The organism is Caulobacter sp. S45 (assembly GCF_903642205.1).
Classification (GTDB): Bacteria; Pseudomonadota; Alphaproteobacteria; order Caulobacterales; family Caulobacteraceae; genus CAHJWH01.
This window is the reverse complement of record NZ_CAHJWH010000049.1, coordinates 1-17633: the sequence shown is the minus strand read 5'-3', so window position 1 is coordinate 17633 and position 17633 is coordinate 1. Positions and strand designations below refer to the sequence as shown.

General features: G+C 68.3%; 11 protein-coding genes. 9 read left to right on the top strand and 2 right to left on the bottom strand.

Annotated features, from left to right (window positions below):
* The first annotated feature begins 273 nt into the window (after positions 1-273).
* The 6 genes from HUV06_RS07180 (at position 274) to HUV06_RS07155 (ending at position 10813) form a co-directional block, all read left to right on the top strand.
* The gene (locus HUV06_RS07180) at positions 274-3750 is read left to right on the top strand and encodes an AIDA repeat-containing protein (RefSeq protein WP_174300589.1); all 3477 of its coding nucleotides are present in this window, start codon (positions 274-276) and stop codon (positions 3748-3750) included.
* A 132-nt stretch (positions 3751-3882) separates the two neighbouring features.
* Complete coding sequence (locus HUV06_RS07175) at positions 3883-5136, top strand: autotransporter strand-loop-strand O-heptosyltransferase (RefSeq protein WP_217433678.1); 1254 nt, start codon at positions 3883-3885, stop codon at positions 5134-5136.
* 64 nt (positions 5137-5200) lie between these two features.
* Complete coding sequence (locus HUV06_RS07170) at positions 5201-7348, top strand: type I secretion system permease/ATPase (RefSeq protein WP_174300587.1); 2148 nt, start codon at positions 5201-5203, stop codon at positions 7346-7348.
* Positions 7345-8742 (top strand): HlyD family type I secretion periplasmic adaptor subunit, encoded by a 1398-nt coding sequence (locus tag HUV06_RS07165; RefSeq protein WP_174300586.1) that lies wholly within the window; start codon positions 7345-7347, stop codon positions 8740-8742. The genes HUV06_RS07170 and HUV06_RS07165 overlap by 4 nt, the downstream gene beginning before the upstream one ends.
* Positions 8739-10301, top strand: coding sequence for a TolC family outer membrane protein (locus HUV06_RS07160; protein ID WP_174300585.1), 1563 nt, complete (start codon positions 8739-8741; stop codon positions 10299-10301). The genes HUV06_RS07165 and HUV06_RS07160 overlap by 4 nt, the downstream gene beginning before the upstream one ends.
* Complete coding sequence (locus tag HUV06_RS07155) at positions 10298-10813, top strand: hypothetical protein (RefSeq protein ID WP_174300584.1); 516 nt, start codon at positions 10298-10300, stop codon at positions 10811-10813. The genes HUV06_RS07160 and HUV06_RS07155 overlap by 4 nt, the downstream gene beginning before the upstream one ends.
* A 40-nt stretch (positions 10814-10853) precedes the next feature.
* Here the strand turns inward: HUV06_RS07155 and HUV06_RS07150 are convergent, their stop codons facing one another.
* Positions 10854-12470, bottom strand: a complete 1617-nt coding sequence (locus HUV06_RS07150) for a hypothetical protein (protein WP_174300583.1) — start codon at positions 12468-12470, stop codon at positions 10854-10856.
* A 295-nt stretch (positions 12471-12765) separates the two neighbouring features.
* Here HUV06_RS07150 and HUV06_RS07145 point away from each other — a divergent pair, with 295 nt between their 5' ends.
* Genes HUV06_RS07145 through HUV06_RS07135 form a run of 3 tightly spaced genes read left to right on the top strand, consistent with a single transcriptional unit; the run spans position 12766 to position 16597 of the window.
* Positions 12766-13296, top strand: a complete 531-nt coding sequence (locus HUV06_RS07145; protein ID WP_174300582.1) for a 2Fe-2S iron-sulfur cluster-binding protein — start codon at positions 12766-12768, stop codon at positions 13294-13296.
* Positions 13296-14285 carry a xanthine dehydrogenase family protein subunit M gene (locus HUV06_RS07140; RefSeq protein WP_174300581.1) on the top strand — a complete coding sequence of 330 codons (990 nt, stop codon included), beginning with the start codon at positions 13296-13298 and terminating at the stop codon, positions 14283-14285. The genes HUV06_RS07145 and HUV06_RS07140 overlap by 1 nt, the downstream gene beginning before the upstream one ends.
* Positions 14285-16597 carry a xanthine dehydrogenase family protein molybdopterin-binding subunit gene (locus tag HUV06_RS07135; protein WP_217433677.1) on the top strand — a complete coding sequence of 771 codons (2313 nt, stop codon included), beginning with the start codon at positions 14285-14287 and terminating at the stop codon, positions 16595-16597. The genes HUV06_RS07140 and HUV06_RS07135 overlap by 1 nt, the downstream gene beginning before the upstream one ends.
* A 256-nt stretch (positions 16598-16853) precedes the next feature.
* Here HUV06_RS07135 and HUV06_RS07130 read toward each other — a convergent pair.
* On the bottom strand, positions 16854-17633 hold a 780-nt coding region (locus HUV06_RS07130), incomplete at its 5' end, for a TolC family protein (RefSeq protein ID WP_174300580.1).

The window sequence follows — 17633 nt, the reverse complement described above, 5'->3', positions numbered from 1 at the left end:
GCCGGCTACATCAGCGTCGGCCAGGTCAGCGGCAAGGTGGTCATACAGTCCGGCGGCGTCGACTACGCCGATACGGTCTTCTCCAAGGGCGTCGAGCAGGTGCTGGCGGGGGCGGTGACCAGCAACGCCACCGTGTCGGCGGGCGGCCTCATCTCCGGTCCGGGCTTCCTAAGCGGGACCGGCAACACCGATGCCGGCACGGTCACCGGCGTGACGCTCAGCGGGGTCGCCGGCCTGTTCGTCTCCTCCGGAGGCGTCGTCAGCAGCGTCACAGTGGAGACGCTGAACAACCCGGACTCCTACAGCCAAGGCATCTATGTCTCCTCCGGGGGCTTGGCGGTCAGAACGACCGTCGCCGGCGGCGGTAGCCTTGAAGTGGAGGCGGGAGGCGTCGCTTCGACGACGACGATCCAGCAAGCCGGCCTACTCTACGTCGATGGCGGCGGATCAATCTTCGGAGCCACGATTTCGTCCGGCGGCCTGCTTTCCGGGGCGGCGACCGCCTCCGGCGTCGTGACAGACTATGCCGGCGGGGTGGACTCCGGCACGACGTTTACGTCTGGCTCCTACGACTTCTTCTACGCTGGCGCGACGCAGAATGCCGTGACGGTCTCCAGCGCCGCGACGTTGGAGCTTGCTGATCTGGTGGTCTCGGCCGGAAGCCCGCTGACGATCGGACCGGTGCTGTCGGCGCAGACGATCAGTGGCGCATCTCTGGTCGCCGGAGCGAAGGTGACCGCTCTCAGCGCCACCGTCCTGGCGGGCGGAGTCTTGACCGTCGCACCCGGCGGTTTCGCGTACGACACGACGGTATCCAGCGGCGGCATCGAGGTCATCTCGGCAGGCGCCTCCGCAGCCGGGGCAGACGTGCTCTTCGGCGGCGTCCTTTCTGGCAGCGGATCGATCAGGAGCGTTGTCGATGACGCAGGGATCGTCAGCGGGGTGACGGTCGCATCGGGCGGTCTGCTCGATGTGCTCGCCGGCGGCGAGGCAGGCGGCCTGAAGGTGGCCTCAGGCGCAACGGTGTCGGTCGCAGCCGGGGCGACGCTGCAGATCGGCAACCTAGGCTCGACCACCGTCTACGCCGGCGGCGTGATCTCTGGACCCGGCGACTTGCAGGGGCTGGTCAGGACGTCAGGCGTCGTCGAAGACGTCACGGTCGGCGTCGGAGCCGACGGGCAGCTGGATGTCCTGAGCGGCGGGAGCGCGAGCGGCGTCACGGTAGGTGTCGAAGGGGGGATGCTCCTCGAGTCTGGGGGAACAGCGTCAGACACCGTCGTCACGTCAGGCGGCGTGCTGTCGGCGGCGACCGGCGGCATCCTGACGGATGTGACCCTAACTTCGGGCGCCTTGCTGTCAGGGCGAGGCGTGGCCAGTGGACTGATCGAAGTGGGCCCAGGCGCCACGATCGACAATCTGACGATCGCGAGCGGTGCGACGGAGGCCTTCTACGCTGGCGTCTCGTCACCGGCGGCCCAAGCTGGCGTCACCATAGCCTCTGGCGCGACGCTCGAGCTGGATCACGATGTGGTTTCGACCGCCTTCAGCATCGGGTCGGTCACCTCAAGGCGTGTCGTCAGCGGCGCCACCCTTTCGGTTGGCGCGGACCTCGCCACCCAGAGCGCGCAGATTGTGGCCGGGGGTCTGGAAATCGTTACCTCCGGCGGGACGGCTACGTCGACCACCGTGTCGAGCGGAGGCGATCTGCGTCTGTCTGCAGGTGGCGCGGCCAACGCGGTCACCGTGCTCATGGGCGGCGTTCTCTCGGGAGCCGGAACGGTACAGGGGGCGATCTCTGATAATGGCCTCGTCAGCGGTGTCTCGGTAGATGGCCTGCTCACAGTCTCTTCAGGGGCGAGCGCCGAGGCCCTGTTTATCGATGCCGGCGGAGCCGTTGATGTGCTTGCGCAAGGCAGCGCCACGAGCACCACCGTACTTGCCGGCGGCGTGTTGTCGGCCGCAGCGGGCGCGGTGACCAACGGCCTGCTGACGGTATCCTCCGGCGGTACGGCCGAGTCTGCAGTCCTCACCAGCGGAGCGACCGAGCAGCTCTATGCAGGCGGGATCGATAGCGGGGTGAAGATCTCTGCCGGGGCGGTGCTGGAGCTCGTCAGCGCGCAAGTGGCGGCGAGCACGCCCCTGACGGTGGGGCCGCGGACGTCCAACTCCACGGTGGATGGCGCGACCCTTTCCAGCGGCGCCAGGCTCGTGACTGTAGCCGCAAACGTGGTCTCGGGTGGGATCGAGACTGTGGTGTCGGGGGGGCAGGCCAGCGCCACCACCGTCTCCAGCGGCGGCGTTGAACGGCTCTCGTCCGGCGGCTATGCCGAAGGCGCGACCGTTCTGGCGGGGGGCGTGCTCTCCGGTGCGGGCGTCGTCGCTCAGACCATCTCCGATGCGGGGCAAGTGAATGGCGTCGCGGTCGGCGCGGGAGCCGTGCTGGACGTGCTGTCCGGAGGCAGCATCAGCGGATTGACGCTACGCGCCGGCTCTACAGTCTCGGGAACGCCGGGCGGGTCCGCGCACGGCAGGATCGTGGTCGAGTCCGGATCGATCCTGGACGGCCAGATCGGCTTCACCAGCGGTGCGACCGATCTGGACTACGCAGGCTCGGTGGAAAGCGGCGTCCGGGTCTCGGGCGGCGCGGTCCTGGAACTGGTCGGTGAGGTGATCAGCGGCGGCACGGTTTCGGCAGGCCTCTATTCGACGCCGAAGACTGTGAGCGGCATAGCCGTTCTCAGCGGGGCCGATCTTCAGACGCTGAGCACCACCATCGTGGATAGTGGCGCAGAGCTTGTCACGTCTGGCGGCTCGATCGTCTCCACCTTGGTCTCCAGTGGTGGTGTATTGTCGGCCGCGGCGGGCGGTTACGTCAGCGGACTTGTGGTTCTGTCTGGCGGCGAAGCGCTAGGCGCCGGTACGTTAAAGGGGATGACCACTGATGCTGGCAAGGTGAGCGGCTTGGTGCTGGGCGCGGGGGCCGATCTCGACGTCACTGCCGGCGGCTCCGCCAACGGCATCGACGTGTCCTCCGGCACGGTGCTCTCGGCGGCGAGCGGCGCGATCCTGTATGACGTGCGCGAAGCTGTCGGCGGGCTCGTCGTCGACAACGGCGGCCTTGTCTACGATCAGGCCGGAACTTCCATCTTGGACGGGTCCCTGTCGGGCAGCGGCTCCATCACCGAGGAGTCGACAGGCGTTCTGCGGCTCTCGGCGATTGCAGCCGGCTATGATGGTGCGCTCACCATCGCCGGCGGCACGGTGGATATCGCTCTGAAGGGCGGCCTCGGAACGGGCAGCGTGGCCTTCGAAGCGGCCACGGCCAGTGCGACCGTCGAGATCGAAACGGCCGACCAACCCAAGAGCGGCAGTACGCTGGCCAACATGCTGGTGGACTTCGATGGCGCGAACGACACCTTGGATCTTCGCGGTCTGGCCTTCGTGAAGGGCGCGTCGGCTACGGTGTCAGATTCAACTCTAACCTTCACTGACGGCGCATATACGGCTAAGTTCGATCTGGTCGGGGCGGTGGCAGGGAGCTACTCAGCCGTGAGCGACGGCGCGGGTGGAACCAAGATCATTCCGATTGCCAATGGAAGCGACGCCATCATCCACGCAGCAGCCGCTTTTGGTGGCGACAAGGGATCACTGGGTGCAACCAGTGGTGCGGGAGCAGCTTTGTCGGCGCAGTCCTTGGGCTTCCGCCCCTCGTCTGTCATCCGCCATGGCGGCCAGAACCTTCCGGCCTGAGGGTGCATGATCGCTGCTGGGGACGGCTCCGCTGAGAGCGCTGCGCTGCCTTCGGCGCAGCTTGGACTGACTTCGGAAGGAAGCCCGCCGGCAAACGGGCCTGCACCTGACGCGCCCGCGAGCTCGGCTCCCGTGACGCTTTCGGCGGCCTCTCCTCCGGTCAAGCCGGCCTATCCACCCCCGGCGACAATCCCTACCCAGGGCGGCCCCTCAGGCGTCCGCTTTGACTTCAATCAGGGCGCGCGGGTCCTGCTGCCCGAGCGGACGGAGGGTCAGCCCTCCTGGAAGGTGCGGCTTCGCGACCTGGACAGCGGCAACATCCTGTTCGAAAGCGAGAATCGCGGGGCCACGGTGGCTAGCGCTAAACGCTTCTTCGTGCGCTTCGGGCTCGAGGTGCACGAGGGCGAAACGCTCGTGCTTGATCATGCCTACGAGTGCCGCGACCGCGAGGTCATCGTGCAGTTCCCGATCGGCACGCTCGGCGACACCATGGCCTGGTTCCCCTACGCCTCGCGCTTCGGCGAGGTGCATGGCTGCAGGCTGATCTGCGCCATGAGCGGCCTGATCATCCCGCTTCTGAAGGACGCCTATCCCGCCATAACCTTCGTCAGCCACGAAGAGATGGTGGAGCAGAAGCTGGTGGAGCGCGCCTACGCCACCTACTCCCTGGGGCTGTTCTTCGACGACAAGGACTGCCTCTGGCAGCCGACCGACTTCCGCCACGTCGGCCTGCACAAGACCGCCGCCTACATCCTGGGGGTCGATTCAAAGGAGCAGGCCCCTCGCATCCATGTGCCCGAGGACTTCCGCCCTATCCCGGACCCCTATGTCTGCATAGCGGTGCAGAGCTCCAGCGGCTGCAAGATGTGGAACAATCCTACCGGCTGGCGAGAGGTCGTCGCCCACATCAAGGCCAAGGGCTACCGCGTCATCTGCATCGACCAGAAGCCGGTGCACGGCTCCGGCTTGCTCTTCACCCACATCCCGCATGGGGCCGAGGACGAGACCGGCGATCGGCCCCTCGCCGAGCGGGCGAGGTGGCTGCAGCACGCGTCAGCCTTCGTCGGCCTGTCGAGCGGGCTTGCCTGGCTGGCCTGGGCCGCCGGAACGCCGTCGGTGATGATCAGCGGCTTCACCCACCCCACCAACGAATTCGAGACGCCCTACAGGGTGATCAATTGGCACACCTGCAACTCCTGCTGGAACGATCCCAAGGAAAGGTTTGACCATAAGGACTTCATGTGGTGCCCGCGCCATCAGAACACGCCACGCCATTTCGAGTGCACCCGGTTGATAACTGGTCATCACGTCAAGGCCGCCTTGGACAGGGCCCTCGTCTCGCACGAGGCCCAGGCGCGGGGCTTGGGCGTTGCGAAGATGGCTTGAAGCCGCAAGTCAACGTGGTCACTCTCGCGGTCCGTCGCCCAGCCCGGATGCAAACGGAATCAGCATGACCCATGATGGCGCCCAGGCCTTCGCCCTGGCCGCGTCTCTCTGCGACACGCCTGTAGAAGCCGATGAGCTGGCGCGTCGGTTCGCTGATGCGCGGGGGTTCGGGGAGACGGCCATGCTGCGCGCCGCCAGGGCCGTCGGGCTGAAGGCCCAGGTCGTGCGTCCAAAAGCCGCCCGCCTCGGCAAGACACCGCTGCCCGCAGTTGCGTGGGACCTGGATGGGCGGCCCTTTGTGCTGGCGCGCGCGGCCATCGACGCCAAGGACGAGGTGGAGAAACTCCTCGTCCAGTACCCCGGCGAGCCGCCTGCGGTGCTGTCGCGGCAGGAGTTCCTGAGCCGCTGGACCGGAGCGCTGCTGCTGCTCGCGCGGCGCCGGGCCCTTGGGGACGTGGCGGGCCAGTTCGGCATCGGCTGGTTCTTCGACGCGGTGCTGCGCTATCGCCGCATCCTGGGCGAGGTGCTGCTGATCAGCTTCGCGCTGCAGCTCGTGGCGCTGGCCACACCCCTCTTCTTCCAGGTGGTTGTGGACAAGGTGCTGGTGCACCAGGGCACCTCGACGCTGGAGGTGATCGCCGTCGGCCTCGGCCTGTCGATGGTCTTCGAGGTGCTGCTCGGGGGACTGCGCTCCTACATCTTCTCACACACCACCAACCGCATAGACGTCGAACTCGGCGCGCGCCTGTTCGACCATCTGACGCATCTGCCGCTGGCCTATTTCGGGGCGCGGCGGGTCGGCGACAGCGTGGCGCGGGTGCGAGAGCTGGAGAACATCCGATCCTTCCTCACCGGCTCCACCCTGACCCTGGTGATCGACCTGGTGTTCGCCGTGCTCGTGCTCGGCGTGATCTACGTCTACTCCGTGCCGCTCGGGCTGATCGTGACCGGAGCCATCCCGATCTACGGAGCGATCTCGGTGCTGGCGACGCCCGAGCTGCGGCTGCGGATCAACGAGAAGTTCCGCCGCGGCGCGGAGAACCAAGCCTTCCTGGTGGAGACCATCACCGGCATCGAGACGGTGAAGGCCATGGCGGTGGAACCCAACGTCCAACGCAAGTGGGAGGAACAGCTCGCCGGCTACGTCCGCGCGGCCTTCCGGGTCACCACGCTGGGAGTCTTCGCCAGCCAGAGCGCCCAGTTCGTCAGTCGCGCGACGACCCTGTTGATCCTCTATGTCGGCGCCATCCTGGTGATCCACGAGAAGCTGACAGTCGGTGAGCTGATCGCTGTGAACATGCTGTCGGGCCAGATCTCCAGCCCGGTGCTGCGGCTGGCCCAGCTCTGGCAGGACTTCCAGCAGGTGAAGATCAGCGTCGACCGCGTCGGCGACATCATGAACACCGTCGCCGAGCCGTCGCGGCCGCCGAACTCCGCCGCGCGCCCGGCCGTGCGCGGCGAGATCACCTTCGAGAACGTCGGCTTCCGCTACGCTCCCGACCTGCCGCGGGCGGTCAGCGAGCTGTCGGTGCGCGTACCGCCGGGCCAGATCCTCGGCGTGGTCGGGCCTTCCGGCTCGGGCAAGTCGACGCTGGCCAAGCTGCTCCAACGCCTCCACGCGCCGGAGGTCGGCCGGGTGCTGATCGACGGGGTGGACCTCTCGATGGTCGATCCGGCCTGGCTGCGGCGGCAGGTGGGTGTGGTGCTGCAGGAGAGCATCCTGTTCAATGCTTCGATCCGCGACAACATCGCGCTCGCCGACCCGACGCTCAGCATGGACAAGGTGATCGCCGCCGCCAAGCTCGCCGGGGCGCATGAATTCATCACCGCCGCGCCGGGCGGCTACGACACCCATGTCGGCGAGCGGGGGTCCACCCTCTCTGGCGGCCAGCGTCAGCGTATCGCCATCGCGCGCTCGCTGGTCATGGACCCCCCGATCCTGATCCTGGACGAGGCCACCTCCGCGCTCGACCTCGAGAGCGAGCAGGCGATCCAAGTCAACATGGCGGCGATCTCCCGCGGCCGCACGGTCATCATCGTCGCCCACCGCCTTTCCGCCATCCGCTCGGCCCATCGGATCATCACGATCGACGCCGGTCGGGTGGTGGAGGATGGCGCACCCCTTGAGCTGCTGCGGGCCGGAGGCCGCTTCTCGCGCCTCTACGCCGCGCAGAACCTGAGCTTCACCGAGCCTGCCCGGGCGCCCGCATGAGCGGAACTCCCAACCTTCCCTCTCTGGGCGGCCCGCAGCGGCTCGCCCCCGCCAAGCGCGACCCGATTTTCGGCGGCCGGCCGAAGGAGGAGCTGGAGTTCCTCCCCGCAGCGCTCGAGGTGGTCGAGACCCCCGCTCCTCCCCTGCCCCGCGTAACCGCCCTGGCGCTGGTCGCCCTGCTGCTCACGACGCTGCTGTGGGCCTGCCTGGGCAAGGTGGACGTGGTCTCCGCGGCCGCCGGCAAGCTCATCCCCGCCGGCGGTGGCAAGGTCGTCCAACCCCTGGAGACGGGCACGGTGACCGCCATCCGCGTGCATGACGGCGAGCACGTCCACGCCGGCCAGCTCCTGGTGGCGCTGGAGCCGACCGAAGCGACCGCCGACCGCGACAGGCTGCAGGACGAAGTTGCAGGCGCGGACTTGGACGTGGCGCGATTGAAGGCCACTGCGCTCGGGCAATCCTTCACCACCCCAGGCGGCGTCAACACCAGCGAGGCCGCCGTGGGCCGCCAGCAGGCCGCCGCCGCGCGGACCGAGCTGGCCGAGAAGCTCGCCACCCTGGATCGCCAGATCCAGCAGCACCGCGCCGAGATCGGGGAGGCCCAGGCCGAGGTGAACCGCCTCGCCGCCCTGCTGCCCATCGACGAGCAGGCCGCCGACGTGTTCGTCAATCTGGAGCGCAAGGGCTATGGATCGCGGCTGCAGCTCCTGCAGGCGCAGGAGAAGGCGGAGGACACCCGCCGCCAGCTCGACGTCCAGCGGCAGAAGGTCCCCGAGCTGCAGGCCCAGATCGCCGCCGAACAGCAGCAGCGCGCCGAGACCTCCGCGGAGACCGCCAACGGCGAGCTGGGCGACCTCTCCACCGCCACGGTCAAGGCCGCTTCGCTCCGCCAGCAGTTCGGGGCCGCCCAGGCGCACCTGAAGACCCGCACCCTGCTCGCTCCAGTCGACGGCACGGTCCAGGAGTTGGCCATCCATACCGTCGGCGGTGTGGTGGAGCCTGGCCAGACCCTGATGCGCATTGCCCCCTCCGGCGTGGGCGTGGAGGTGGAGGCCAAGCTCGCCAACCGCGATGTCGGCTTCGTGCGGGCGGGCATGCCTGCCGTCGTCAAGGTGGAGACCTTCCCCTTCACCCGCTACGGCGTGATCCCCGGGGTGGTCAGCGACGTCTCGGAGGATGCGGTCAGCGACAAACGTCCCGATGGCTCGGAAGAGCTCAGCTACCTGATGCACGTGAGGCTCTCACGCGACACCATGAGCATCGACGGGCGCCTTGTACGGCTGGAGCCTGGCATGGCGGTTGGCGCGGAGGTTAAGACCGCCAAACGGCGGGTGATCGCCTATGTCCTCTCCCCCATCGCCAAGTCGGTGCAGGAAGCGGGTCGCGAGAGATGAGGCTCCCGCGAGCATCCCGGCGCGGCGCAGGCTCGGTCGCGGGGCTGGCTGCCGGCTTGGTCTTGGCGGGCGCGCCCGCAAGGGCCGAGACCCTGGCCGAGGCGATCGCCTACGCCTACGACACCAACCCTACCCTGCTGAGCCAGCGCGCCCAGCTTCAGGCGACGGACGAGACCTACGTCCAGGCTGAGGCCGGCTTTCGCCCGACAGCCAGTCTTCAGGTACTGGGCGCCTATGCCAAGGGGCCGCAACTGGAGGGCGTAGGCAACCAGCGCTTCACCACCGAGACGAATACTGGAAGCGCCGTGCTGTCATTGAGCCAGCCGCTGTACACCGGCGGTCGCACCACCGCTCAGGTCCACGGCGCAGAAGCGCAGATCCGGGCCGGGCGCGAGCAGCTGCGCGCCGTGGAGACCACCGTCTTGCAACAGGTCGTGCAGGCCTATTGCGACGTGCAGCGCGACCGCTCGGCGCTGGCCATCCAGCGGGAAGGTTACAAGACGCTGTTCGACGAGACCGACGAGATCAAGGCCCGCCACGAGGCTGGCGCTGCGACGATCACCGATGTGGAACAGGCGCAGACCCAGCTCGAATCAGCCCATGCCGCGGTCCAGAGCGCCCAGGCGCAGCTGGAGGTCAGCGCGGCGGAGTACGTCAATGCCGTAGGCCGCAGCCCCGGCGACCTCGCCATCTTCCCCGCCCTGCCCGGCTTTCCGATCGACCTGGACAACGCCTTCGACATCGCCGATCAGGAAAACCCCACCCTGCGGCAGGCCCAGTTCACCGAGGCCGCGAACAGGGCGGAGGTGGAGCAGGCGAAAGCGGAGCGGCGGCCCAACCTGACCCTCAACGGTCAGTTCGGCTACAGCGGCCCGGCCGTGCCCGCTGTGGGCGACCAGTTCGACCGCACGGTTGCGGTCACCGCCACCCTCACCCAGCCGATTTTCAGTGGCGGCGTGATCGGGTCTCAGGTGCGCCAGGCGACGGCCTCGGACACCTCCGCCCGCGTGCAGGCGGAAGCCGTGCGTCGCAACGTTGTCCAGGCGGTCTCCCAGGCTTGGAGCCAGAGACGGGCCGCCGAGCTGAACGTAGCGACCGAGGCGGCCGCCGCGAGGGCGGCCCAGGCCACGTTCGACGGCATGCGGGTGGAGTATCGCGCAGGCTTGCGGGAGACCCTGGACCTGCTGATCGCCCAGGAGACCCTGACCAGCGCTCGGATCTCACTGGCCCAGGCCGCCCACGACCAGGCGCTGGAGGGCGCGGCGGTGCTCGCCGCCGTCGGTCGATTGGAGGCACGCGCCCTCTTGCAAGGCGCACCGCTCTACAAGCCGCAAACCTCGTTCCGTCGTGTCGAAGGTCGCGGCTCCGTCCCCTGGGAGTTCATCCCCAAGGCGCTCGACCGCATCGGCGCGCCCGCCCCGCCCCAGCCGTCGCCGCTGCCCGAGCCCCCCGCGCCGACCGGCGCGGTCCGAATCGCCAGCCCGGCTGCGGGTACGCCCCAAGCGCCTGCGGTGGACGAGCGGCTGCTCGTCGCCACGCACCCGGAGCCCAACGGATGAAGTCCCATTCCCTGGTCGTCGCGACGACCCTGCTCTGCGCAGTCGCCGCATCCGCCTGCCTTCCGACCCGACCCATGCGGCCGACGACACTGCGCTATTCCGTTCAAGGCTGGTTGCTCACCATCCACACCGATCCGTTCACCAAGGAGGCCACCTGCCGATTGGTGAACCGCCTCGGCCTTCAGCCCGATGTGACGGCGAAACGGGGAAGCTTCACCTTCCGTGTCTCCAGCCACCGGGACACATCCGACGCCTGGTATAGGGTCGATGGTGGTCCGCCGCATAGCTGGCGCGACACGATACCCGCCCTGATCGACACGGGCTCAATGGCTCAGGCGGAGCAACTGGACCGTCCCGAGGGCGGCTTGGTGACGATCCCACGGGAAGCCCTGGCGAGAGCGCGCGTGGTCGTGATCCGCGCCGCCCGGAAGACCGCGCCCCAACGCTTCGACCTGCAGGGCGCGTGGCGGCTGCTGCCCGAAACGGATCGAGTAGGCTGCCGCTTGGGCTAGCCCCCGCCAAGATCGCCGGTTCAGGCGAGAACGGCTGCGCTCACGCGAGAGCGTGGCTTCTGTTGACGCCCTCCGCCACCATCTCAATCCGCGCACTATGAGGCTCCGATGCGGATGTGTGAGCAAGCCCCTGGAACGAAGCTGGGAAGGCTGCGGCGGCTTGGACGAGAGACCTAGTACCCGCGCCCGTCGCCGCCCGGATCAGAGTGCCACCCTTGCCATCAGACCCGACAGCGTACTTCGTCGCTTCGGTCTCCGCCAACTTGAAGCTCGCCTTGTAGGCGCCGTCGGTCAGGGTCAGCACGCCACCGACCGACTTGGCCGTGGCTCCGCTCACAAAGGCGAGCCCCGCCAGGTCGAGACGGTCGAGAGGATCCTGGAAGTTGCTCAGCGTCGTACCGTAGGTCGCCCCGCTGACGGGACGATCAACGGCATCGATCAGCAAGGTGGCCGCCTGCTGGGAGTCCTGCCCGCCAAACAAAACCCCGCCGAGACCGAGGCCCTGTGAGGTGGCGACCTCGATCGCCCCTTCAAAGACCAGCATCAGACCGGTGAAGCCGGACGTGGTCCCCTCGACGGTAAGCACGCCACCGGCCTGCTCGAACAGCCCTGAGCCTGTGAGCTGTCCGTCGAACACCTGCTGGGTCTGCCCGAACGCTGTTCCGCCGCCCGCAAGGCCGTTCAGAACAAGGCTGCCGCCAGCTGCGACATTGATACCGATCGCTTCTCCTCCCGCGTCGACGGTGAAGACGCCGGACGTGACTTGGGTGGCGCTTGCCGCGCCGTTGTTGCCGACCTCCATCGTCCCGCCACTTGAAATGGACGCAGCCAGGACATCGCCGCCAAAGCCGACCTTGAGCCCGCCACCGACAATGGCGGCTCCTGCCAGGGCGCCGCCATTGTCCAGCTGCGCCTGGCCTCCCGCGGAAACCCGGGCGGCCGAGACCGATCCACCTGAGGCAACCTCAAGCGTTCCGCCGACCGCCACCTGCACGCCGCTCACCAAGCTGGAGCCGGAGCTCGTCCCCTCCGCGTAGACCAGGCCACCGCTCACGACGCGCGTATTCTCTGCAGTTCCCTGGACGAATAGGGTTCCCCCTGCTCTCGTAACTGACGTTCCAGAGACGTCGCCGCCGTATTCGACCGTCAGGTCACCGCCAGCAGCGCTGGTGGCGAACGCTTCGCCGCCGGACTCGACGCTCAGGTTTGCGAGAGCGTTGATCGTGAAGGCGCTGACTAGGCCACCCGACGTCACCGTGACATTGGAACTCTCGTCATCGACCCTGGCGAGGCGAAGTCCCGCCGCATTGCCTTCGATTTCACCCCCCAGGAGGTTGCCGGGCCCGCTCAACAGTCCGCCAGAGGAGACGATAACACTCTCAAGCAAGCCACCAGAGGACGCGACCTCGGCACCCCCGGACAGGACCACGTCCCCTCCGGTCCGGCCGCCGGACTCCACGGTGACCAAGCCGCCGCTGTCGATCGTGTTGGATACAGCCAAGCCGCCAGACAGCACATCCTCGTACTGGGTCGAGTCCAGCGTCAGGCCGCTGCTCGTCACGCCGGACGAAACGACGATCGTGAACGCGACAGCTGGATCGACAGCCGTCGAGGCTCCAGCAACGAAATGCGGGTGATGGCGAGCGTTCAATGACATCGGGTGGGCTCCGGCCTTAGAATGCCGGAAGGGTACGCCCCGGCGACACTGGGTACGCACGCGGCGGGTATAGGGCAGCCGCTACACTCCAGCAAGCATTGTGGCCAAAATCCAGCCCAGCGATGCGAGATTTGACGCTTCGCACCCGCAGAGCCTGGATCAAATCCGCTCAATAGCGTCCGGGTCGGCGGAGCGCCGGCGCCTCTTGGATCCTGGGTCAGGGCGAAAGTCGGCGAAGGATTTGAGCCGACGACGAAGAGCGGCGTTATAGAGAGGACGCAGGCTGGAGACTCTCATGCGCTTTACCGTCAATGGCCGGTCAGTCGAGGCGAACGTGGATTTTCGCACCTCGCTGCTGGACCTCCTGCGGGACCGCCTTGGACTGTTCGGGACCAAGAAGGGCTGCAACCAGGGGGCCTGCGGCGCCTGCACGGTGCTGGCGGACGGCGAGCGCATCAACAGCTGCCTGGCGCTGGCGGTGCAGTACGACGGCCAGGAGATCACGACCATCGAGGGCCTGGGCGCGCCAGGCGCCTTGCATCCGTTGCAGCGGGCCTTCGTGGAGCACGATGGCTTCCAGTGCGGGTACTGCACGCCAGGCCAGATCTGCTCGGCGATCGGCATGGCGGCCGAACTGGAACGGGGCGTTCCGAGCTACGTCACAGAGGATCTCGCTGCGGAGACGATCGTGCTCACCCACGACGAACTCCGCGAGCGCATGAGCGGCAACCTGTGCCGCTGCGGCGCCTATAACGGCATCGTCGAGGCGATTCGAGAGACCTTCGGCGAGGCGGCCGCAGCCCCTGACAAGCGCGAGGCCGCCTGATGACCCCCTTTCTCTACGAACGGGCCGCTGATCGGCAGGCGGCGGTGGCGCTCGGCGCACGGGCCGGCGCAAGCTATCTCGGTGGCGGCACCAATCTCGTCGATCTGATGCGCGAGACCATCGAGCATCCCGAGCTGCTGGTGGACGTCACCGCGCTCTCCCGCGATATCGACGACATGCCTGAGGGCGGGCTCAGGATCGGCGCCGGCGTGAAGAACACCGCCGTCGCCGCCGACCGGCGCATACGCGCGCACTATCCTCTGTTGAGCCAGGCCATCCTCGCTGGAGCCTCCGCTCAGATCCGCAACATGGCGACGGTCGGCGGCAATGTCCTGCAGCGTACCCGCTGCACCTACTTCTACGACGACGCGGCGCACTGCAACAAGCGCGCCCCGGGCGCCGGCTGCGACGCCATCGGGGGCTTCAACCGCATCCACGCCATCCTTGGCGCCTCGGCCGCCTGCGTAGCGACCCACCCGTCGGACATGTGCGTGGCGCTGGCTGCGCTCGACGCGACCGTGACGCTCGAGAGCCCGTACGGCGCTCGCGAGATCGCCTTTGTCGACCTGCACCGCCTGCCGGGTGAGACGCCGGAGATCGAGACGCAGCTCCGACCCGGAGAGCTGATTACTGCGGTGATCCTGCCGCCGAACGGCGTCTCCGCAAGGTCGAGCTACCGCAAGGTGCGCGACCGCGCGAGCTACGCCTTCGCCCTGGTCTCGCTCGCCGCGGGGCTCGAGCTGGAAGGCGGCTTGATCCAGGACGTGCGGCTGGCGCTCGGCGGCGTCGCCCACAAGCCCTGGCGCGCCCATGCCGCCGAAGCGGCGCTGAAGGGCCGCCCCGCCACAGAGGCGGTGTTCCGCGCCGCGGCGGAGGCGGAGTTCGCCCCCGCCCGGCCGCTCCGCGACAATGGATTCAAGATCGAGCTGGCCCAGCGAGTGATGGTCGACACCCTCGTCAAGCTGGCGCGCAGCGAGGAGACAGCCTGATGAGCTTCGTCCAGGAAGCCCTGCAGACGGTGATGAAGAAGGCCGTCGCGCTCGCCCCCGACGGCTGGATCCCCGGCGGCCACCCCGATCCGTTGATGCGGGCGAAACACGGGCTGATCGGCGCCTCGATCCCGCGCATCGACGGCCCGCTGAAGGTCGCGGGCCAGGCCCGTTTCGCCGCCGAGTTCCCAATGGAGCGGCTGACCTATGCCGCTCTGCACTACTCGACCATCGCTCGCGGTCGCATCGTCGATCTGGACACCGCAGAAGCTGAGGCGGCGCCCGGCGTCAAGTTGGTCATGACTCACCTGAATGCTCCGCGGCTGAAGCCCACGCCGCCCTTCGGCAGCGCGTCCAAGGCTGCAGGCGGCGACAATGTGCCGGTGATGCAGGACGAGCGCATCCACTGGAACGGCCAGCCGGTCGCGCTGGTGCTCGCCGAGACCCAGGATCAGGCCGACTACGCCCAATCGCTGATCCGCGTCCGGTACGAGGTGCAGGGCGGGGTGACTTCGCTTGACGAGGCCCGGGCCAAGGGCGTCGAAATTGGCAAGTTCCAGGGCGAGCCGCTGAAGGTGGAGATCGAGGATGCGGAGGCCCTGTTCGCCGCCGCCCCCGTCAAGGTCGACGCGATCTACCGCACGCCGCCTCACAACCACAACCCGATCGAGCTGCACGCGGCCACCCTGGCCTGGGAAGGCGACGAGCTGCGGGTCCACGACGCCACTCAGGCGGTCGCACATGCGGCCTGGACGCTCTCCCAGGTGTTCGACATCAAGGAGGAACAGGTCCACGTCACCTCGCCCTTCGTCGGCGGCGGCTTCGGCAGCAAGACGCTCTGGCAGCACCAGATCCTGGCTGCGGCGGCGGCCAGGCTCGCAGGCCGGCCGGTGCGCATCGTGGTCTCGCGCGAAGGGGTGTTCCGCGTGGTCGGGGGCCGTGCGCTCACCGAGCAGCGCGTCGCCATCGGGGCGCAGCGCGACGGTGGCTTCGACGCCATCATCCACACCGGACTGACCGCCATGACGCCGCACAACGCCATGACCGAGCCCTTCATCGTGGCCACCCGCAGCGCCTACGCCGCTAGGAGCTTCAAGCTCGAGGTGGACACCGTGAAGCTGAACATGGTGGCCAACACCTTCATGCGTGCGCCGGGCGAAGCGGTGGGCACCTTCGCGCTGGAGAGCGCCATAGACGAGCTGGCGACCGAACTCGGCATGGATCCCATCGATCTCAGGTCGTGCAACGAGCCGGAGAAGGATCCGACCAACGGCCTCCCCTTCTCCCAACGAGGGATCGACCAGGCCTGGCGGACCGGGGCGGACCGCTTCGGCTGGAAGACCCGGAGCGCCAGGCCTGGAGCTAGGCGCGATGGCGACTGGCTCGTCGGGGTCGGCTGCGCCACCGCGACCTACCCCTACTACCGCATGCCGGGCGGCGCGGCGCGGATCATCCTGGACCGGGCCGGCCGGGCCGTGGTCGAGATCGCAGCGCACGAGATGGGAATGGGCACGGCCACGGCCCACACCCAGGTCGTGGCCGAGCGCCTGGGCCTGGCGATGGAGCAGGTGGAGTTCCGCTACGGCGACACCGCCTTCCCGGGGCTGGTGCTGGCGGGCGGCTCGCAGCAGACCGCCTCGATCGGGTCGGCCGTCATCGCAGCCCACCGGGTGCTCGTCACCGAGCTGTTGAAGCTCGCCGGCAACGACTCGCCCCTGGCGGGGCTGAAGCCGGACGAGGTGGGCGGATTGGATGGCGGCCTCTGCAAGCTCGACGAGCCCGGGCGCTGGGAGAGCTACGTCTCCATCCTGGCCCGCGCCCAGCGAGAGAGCCTGACTGTGGAGGCCGAGGCGCCGCCGCCCATGGAGCTGCAGCACTGGTCCATGCACAGCCATGGCGCGATGTTCTGCGAGGTGCGGGTGAACGCGATCACCGGCGAGACCCGGGTGAGCCGTTTCCTGGGCTCGTTCGACTGCGGCCGCATCCTCAACGCCAAGACCGCCGCCAGCCAGTTCCGCGGCGGCATCATCATGGGCCTGGGCCTGGCCCTGATGGAGGAGGCGCAGTTCGATGAGCGGAGCGGCCGGATCATGAACCCCTCGCTGGCCGAGTACCACGTGCCCGTGCACATGGACGTGCCGCAGATCGAGGTCATGTGGACCGACGAGCCTGACCCGCACGCGCCCATGGGCGCGCGCGGCATCGGGGAGATCGGCATCACCGGAGTGGGCGCCGCGGTCGCGAACGCCGTCTACAACGCGACGGGGAAGCGGATCCGTGATCTCCCCATCACGCTCGACAAGTTGCTCTGACGGCTTTGCCAGTCCAACGTGCACCTCCCGCTCATCGGCGGGAACCGCTCCCCCTACCCGGTCCAGCATGCCGCGGAAGAAGACGCCCAAGCCGCTGCCCGGCCGGGCGCTTTAGGACCGTGTCACGCAACGGCGGCCAGATTCACACGCGTTACGCAATCCATAGGCGCAGCAAATTGCTGCGGTCTAGCTTGGCCGCGTTCGGCAAATGTTTCTGGCTAAAGAAGACAGGCTCCAGCGCTCCCTTTGGCCCGTCTTACCTGAAAGGACTCCCGGCGACGCGCATCGTGGCCCTCCCTTCGGAGGCCGGCTTCAGCCTGGCGTCAGGCTCATCACCCACGCTCGCCCCGGAGGGTTCTCCCGCGCGATCCAGCGCGGCGATGAGCGGCTCCCACGGGGTCGCGCCCTTGGACCTCACCCGGTTGAAAGAGCGGCGTGGGTCATAGACAGCCACGCCGCTCACCAGATCTCCGGCCTCAAGCCGCCCAGTCACAGACAGCAGCGCGGCCACGGCGACGTAAGCGTCGTGCCGCGCGCTGGCGAGCGCCAACTCCGCGCTCTCCAAGGTCTGCTGCTGGATCAGCACGTCCAAGGTGGTGGAGAGCCCCACCCGGTACTCCTCGCGGATCCCTGCGAACGCGGCCTGCGCTGCGGCCAGCCCAGCCACGTCTGACGTGACACTGGCGCGGGCGCCGGTCAGGGTCTCCCAGGCCTGGGAGACCTGCTGCACCACGCTGCGTCGGGCGGTCTCGATATCGATGCGGTCGACGGTGTTCTGGGCCAGGGACTGGCGGATCAGCGACCCGTTGAGACCGGCGGTGAAAATGGGCTGGGTGAAGACGACCTCACCCGTAGCCACCCGGTCGAAATCGCGGCCGACGAACGGCTGCAGCGCGCCCTCCGCCCCGTAGCTGGCCTGGGCGGAGACGGTCGGGCGCAGGTTGGCGCGGGCGGCCGCCACCCGGGCGCGTGACGCCGCCTCGGTCAGCCGCGCCTGCAGCAAGGCGGGGCTGGCGGCCTCGGCCGCGTCGAAGGC

Coding starts and splice junctions, on each gene's coding strand:
- HUV06_RS07160 (WP_174300585.1), top strand. CDS start 8,739: ATGAGGCTCCCGCGAGCATCCCGGCGCGGCGCAGGCTCGGTCGCGGGG.
- HUV06_RS07155 (WP_174300584.1), top strand. CDS start 10,298: ATGAAGTCCCATTCCCTGGTCGTCGCGACGACCCTGCTCTGCGCAGTC.
- HUV06_RS07135 (WP_217433677.1), top strand. CDS start 14,285: ATGAGCTTCGTCCAGGAAGCCCTGCAGACGGTGATGAAGAAGGCCGTC.
- HUV06_RS07165 (WP_174300586.1), top strand. CDS start 7,345: ATGAGCGGAACTCCCAACCTTCCCTCTCTGGGCGGCCCGCAGCGGCTC.
- HUV06_RS07170 (WP_174300587.1), top strand. CDS start 5,201: ATGACCCATGATGGCGCCCAGGCCTTCGCCCTGGCCGCGTCTCTCTGC.
- HUV06_RS07140 (WP_174300581.1), top strand. CDS start 13,296: ATGACCCCCTTTCTCTACGAACGGGCCGCTGATCGGCAGGCGGCGGTG.
- HUV06_RS07150 (WP_174300583.1), bottom strand. CDS start 12,470: ATGTCATTGAACGCTCGCCATCACCCGCATTTCGTTGCTGGAGCCTCG.
- HUV06_RS07145 (WP_174300582.1), top strand. CDS start 12,766: ATGCGCTTTACCGTCAATGGCCGGTCAGTCGAGGCGAACGTGGATTTT.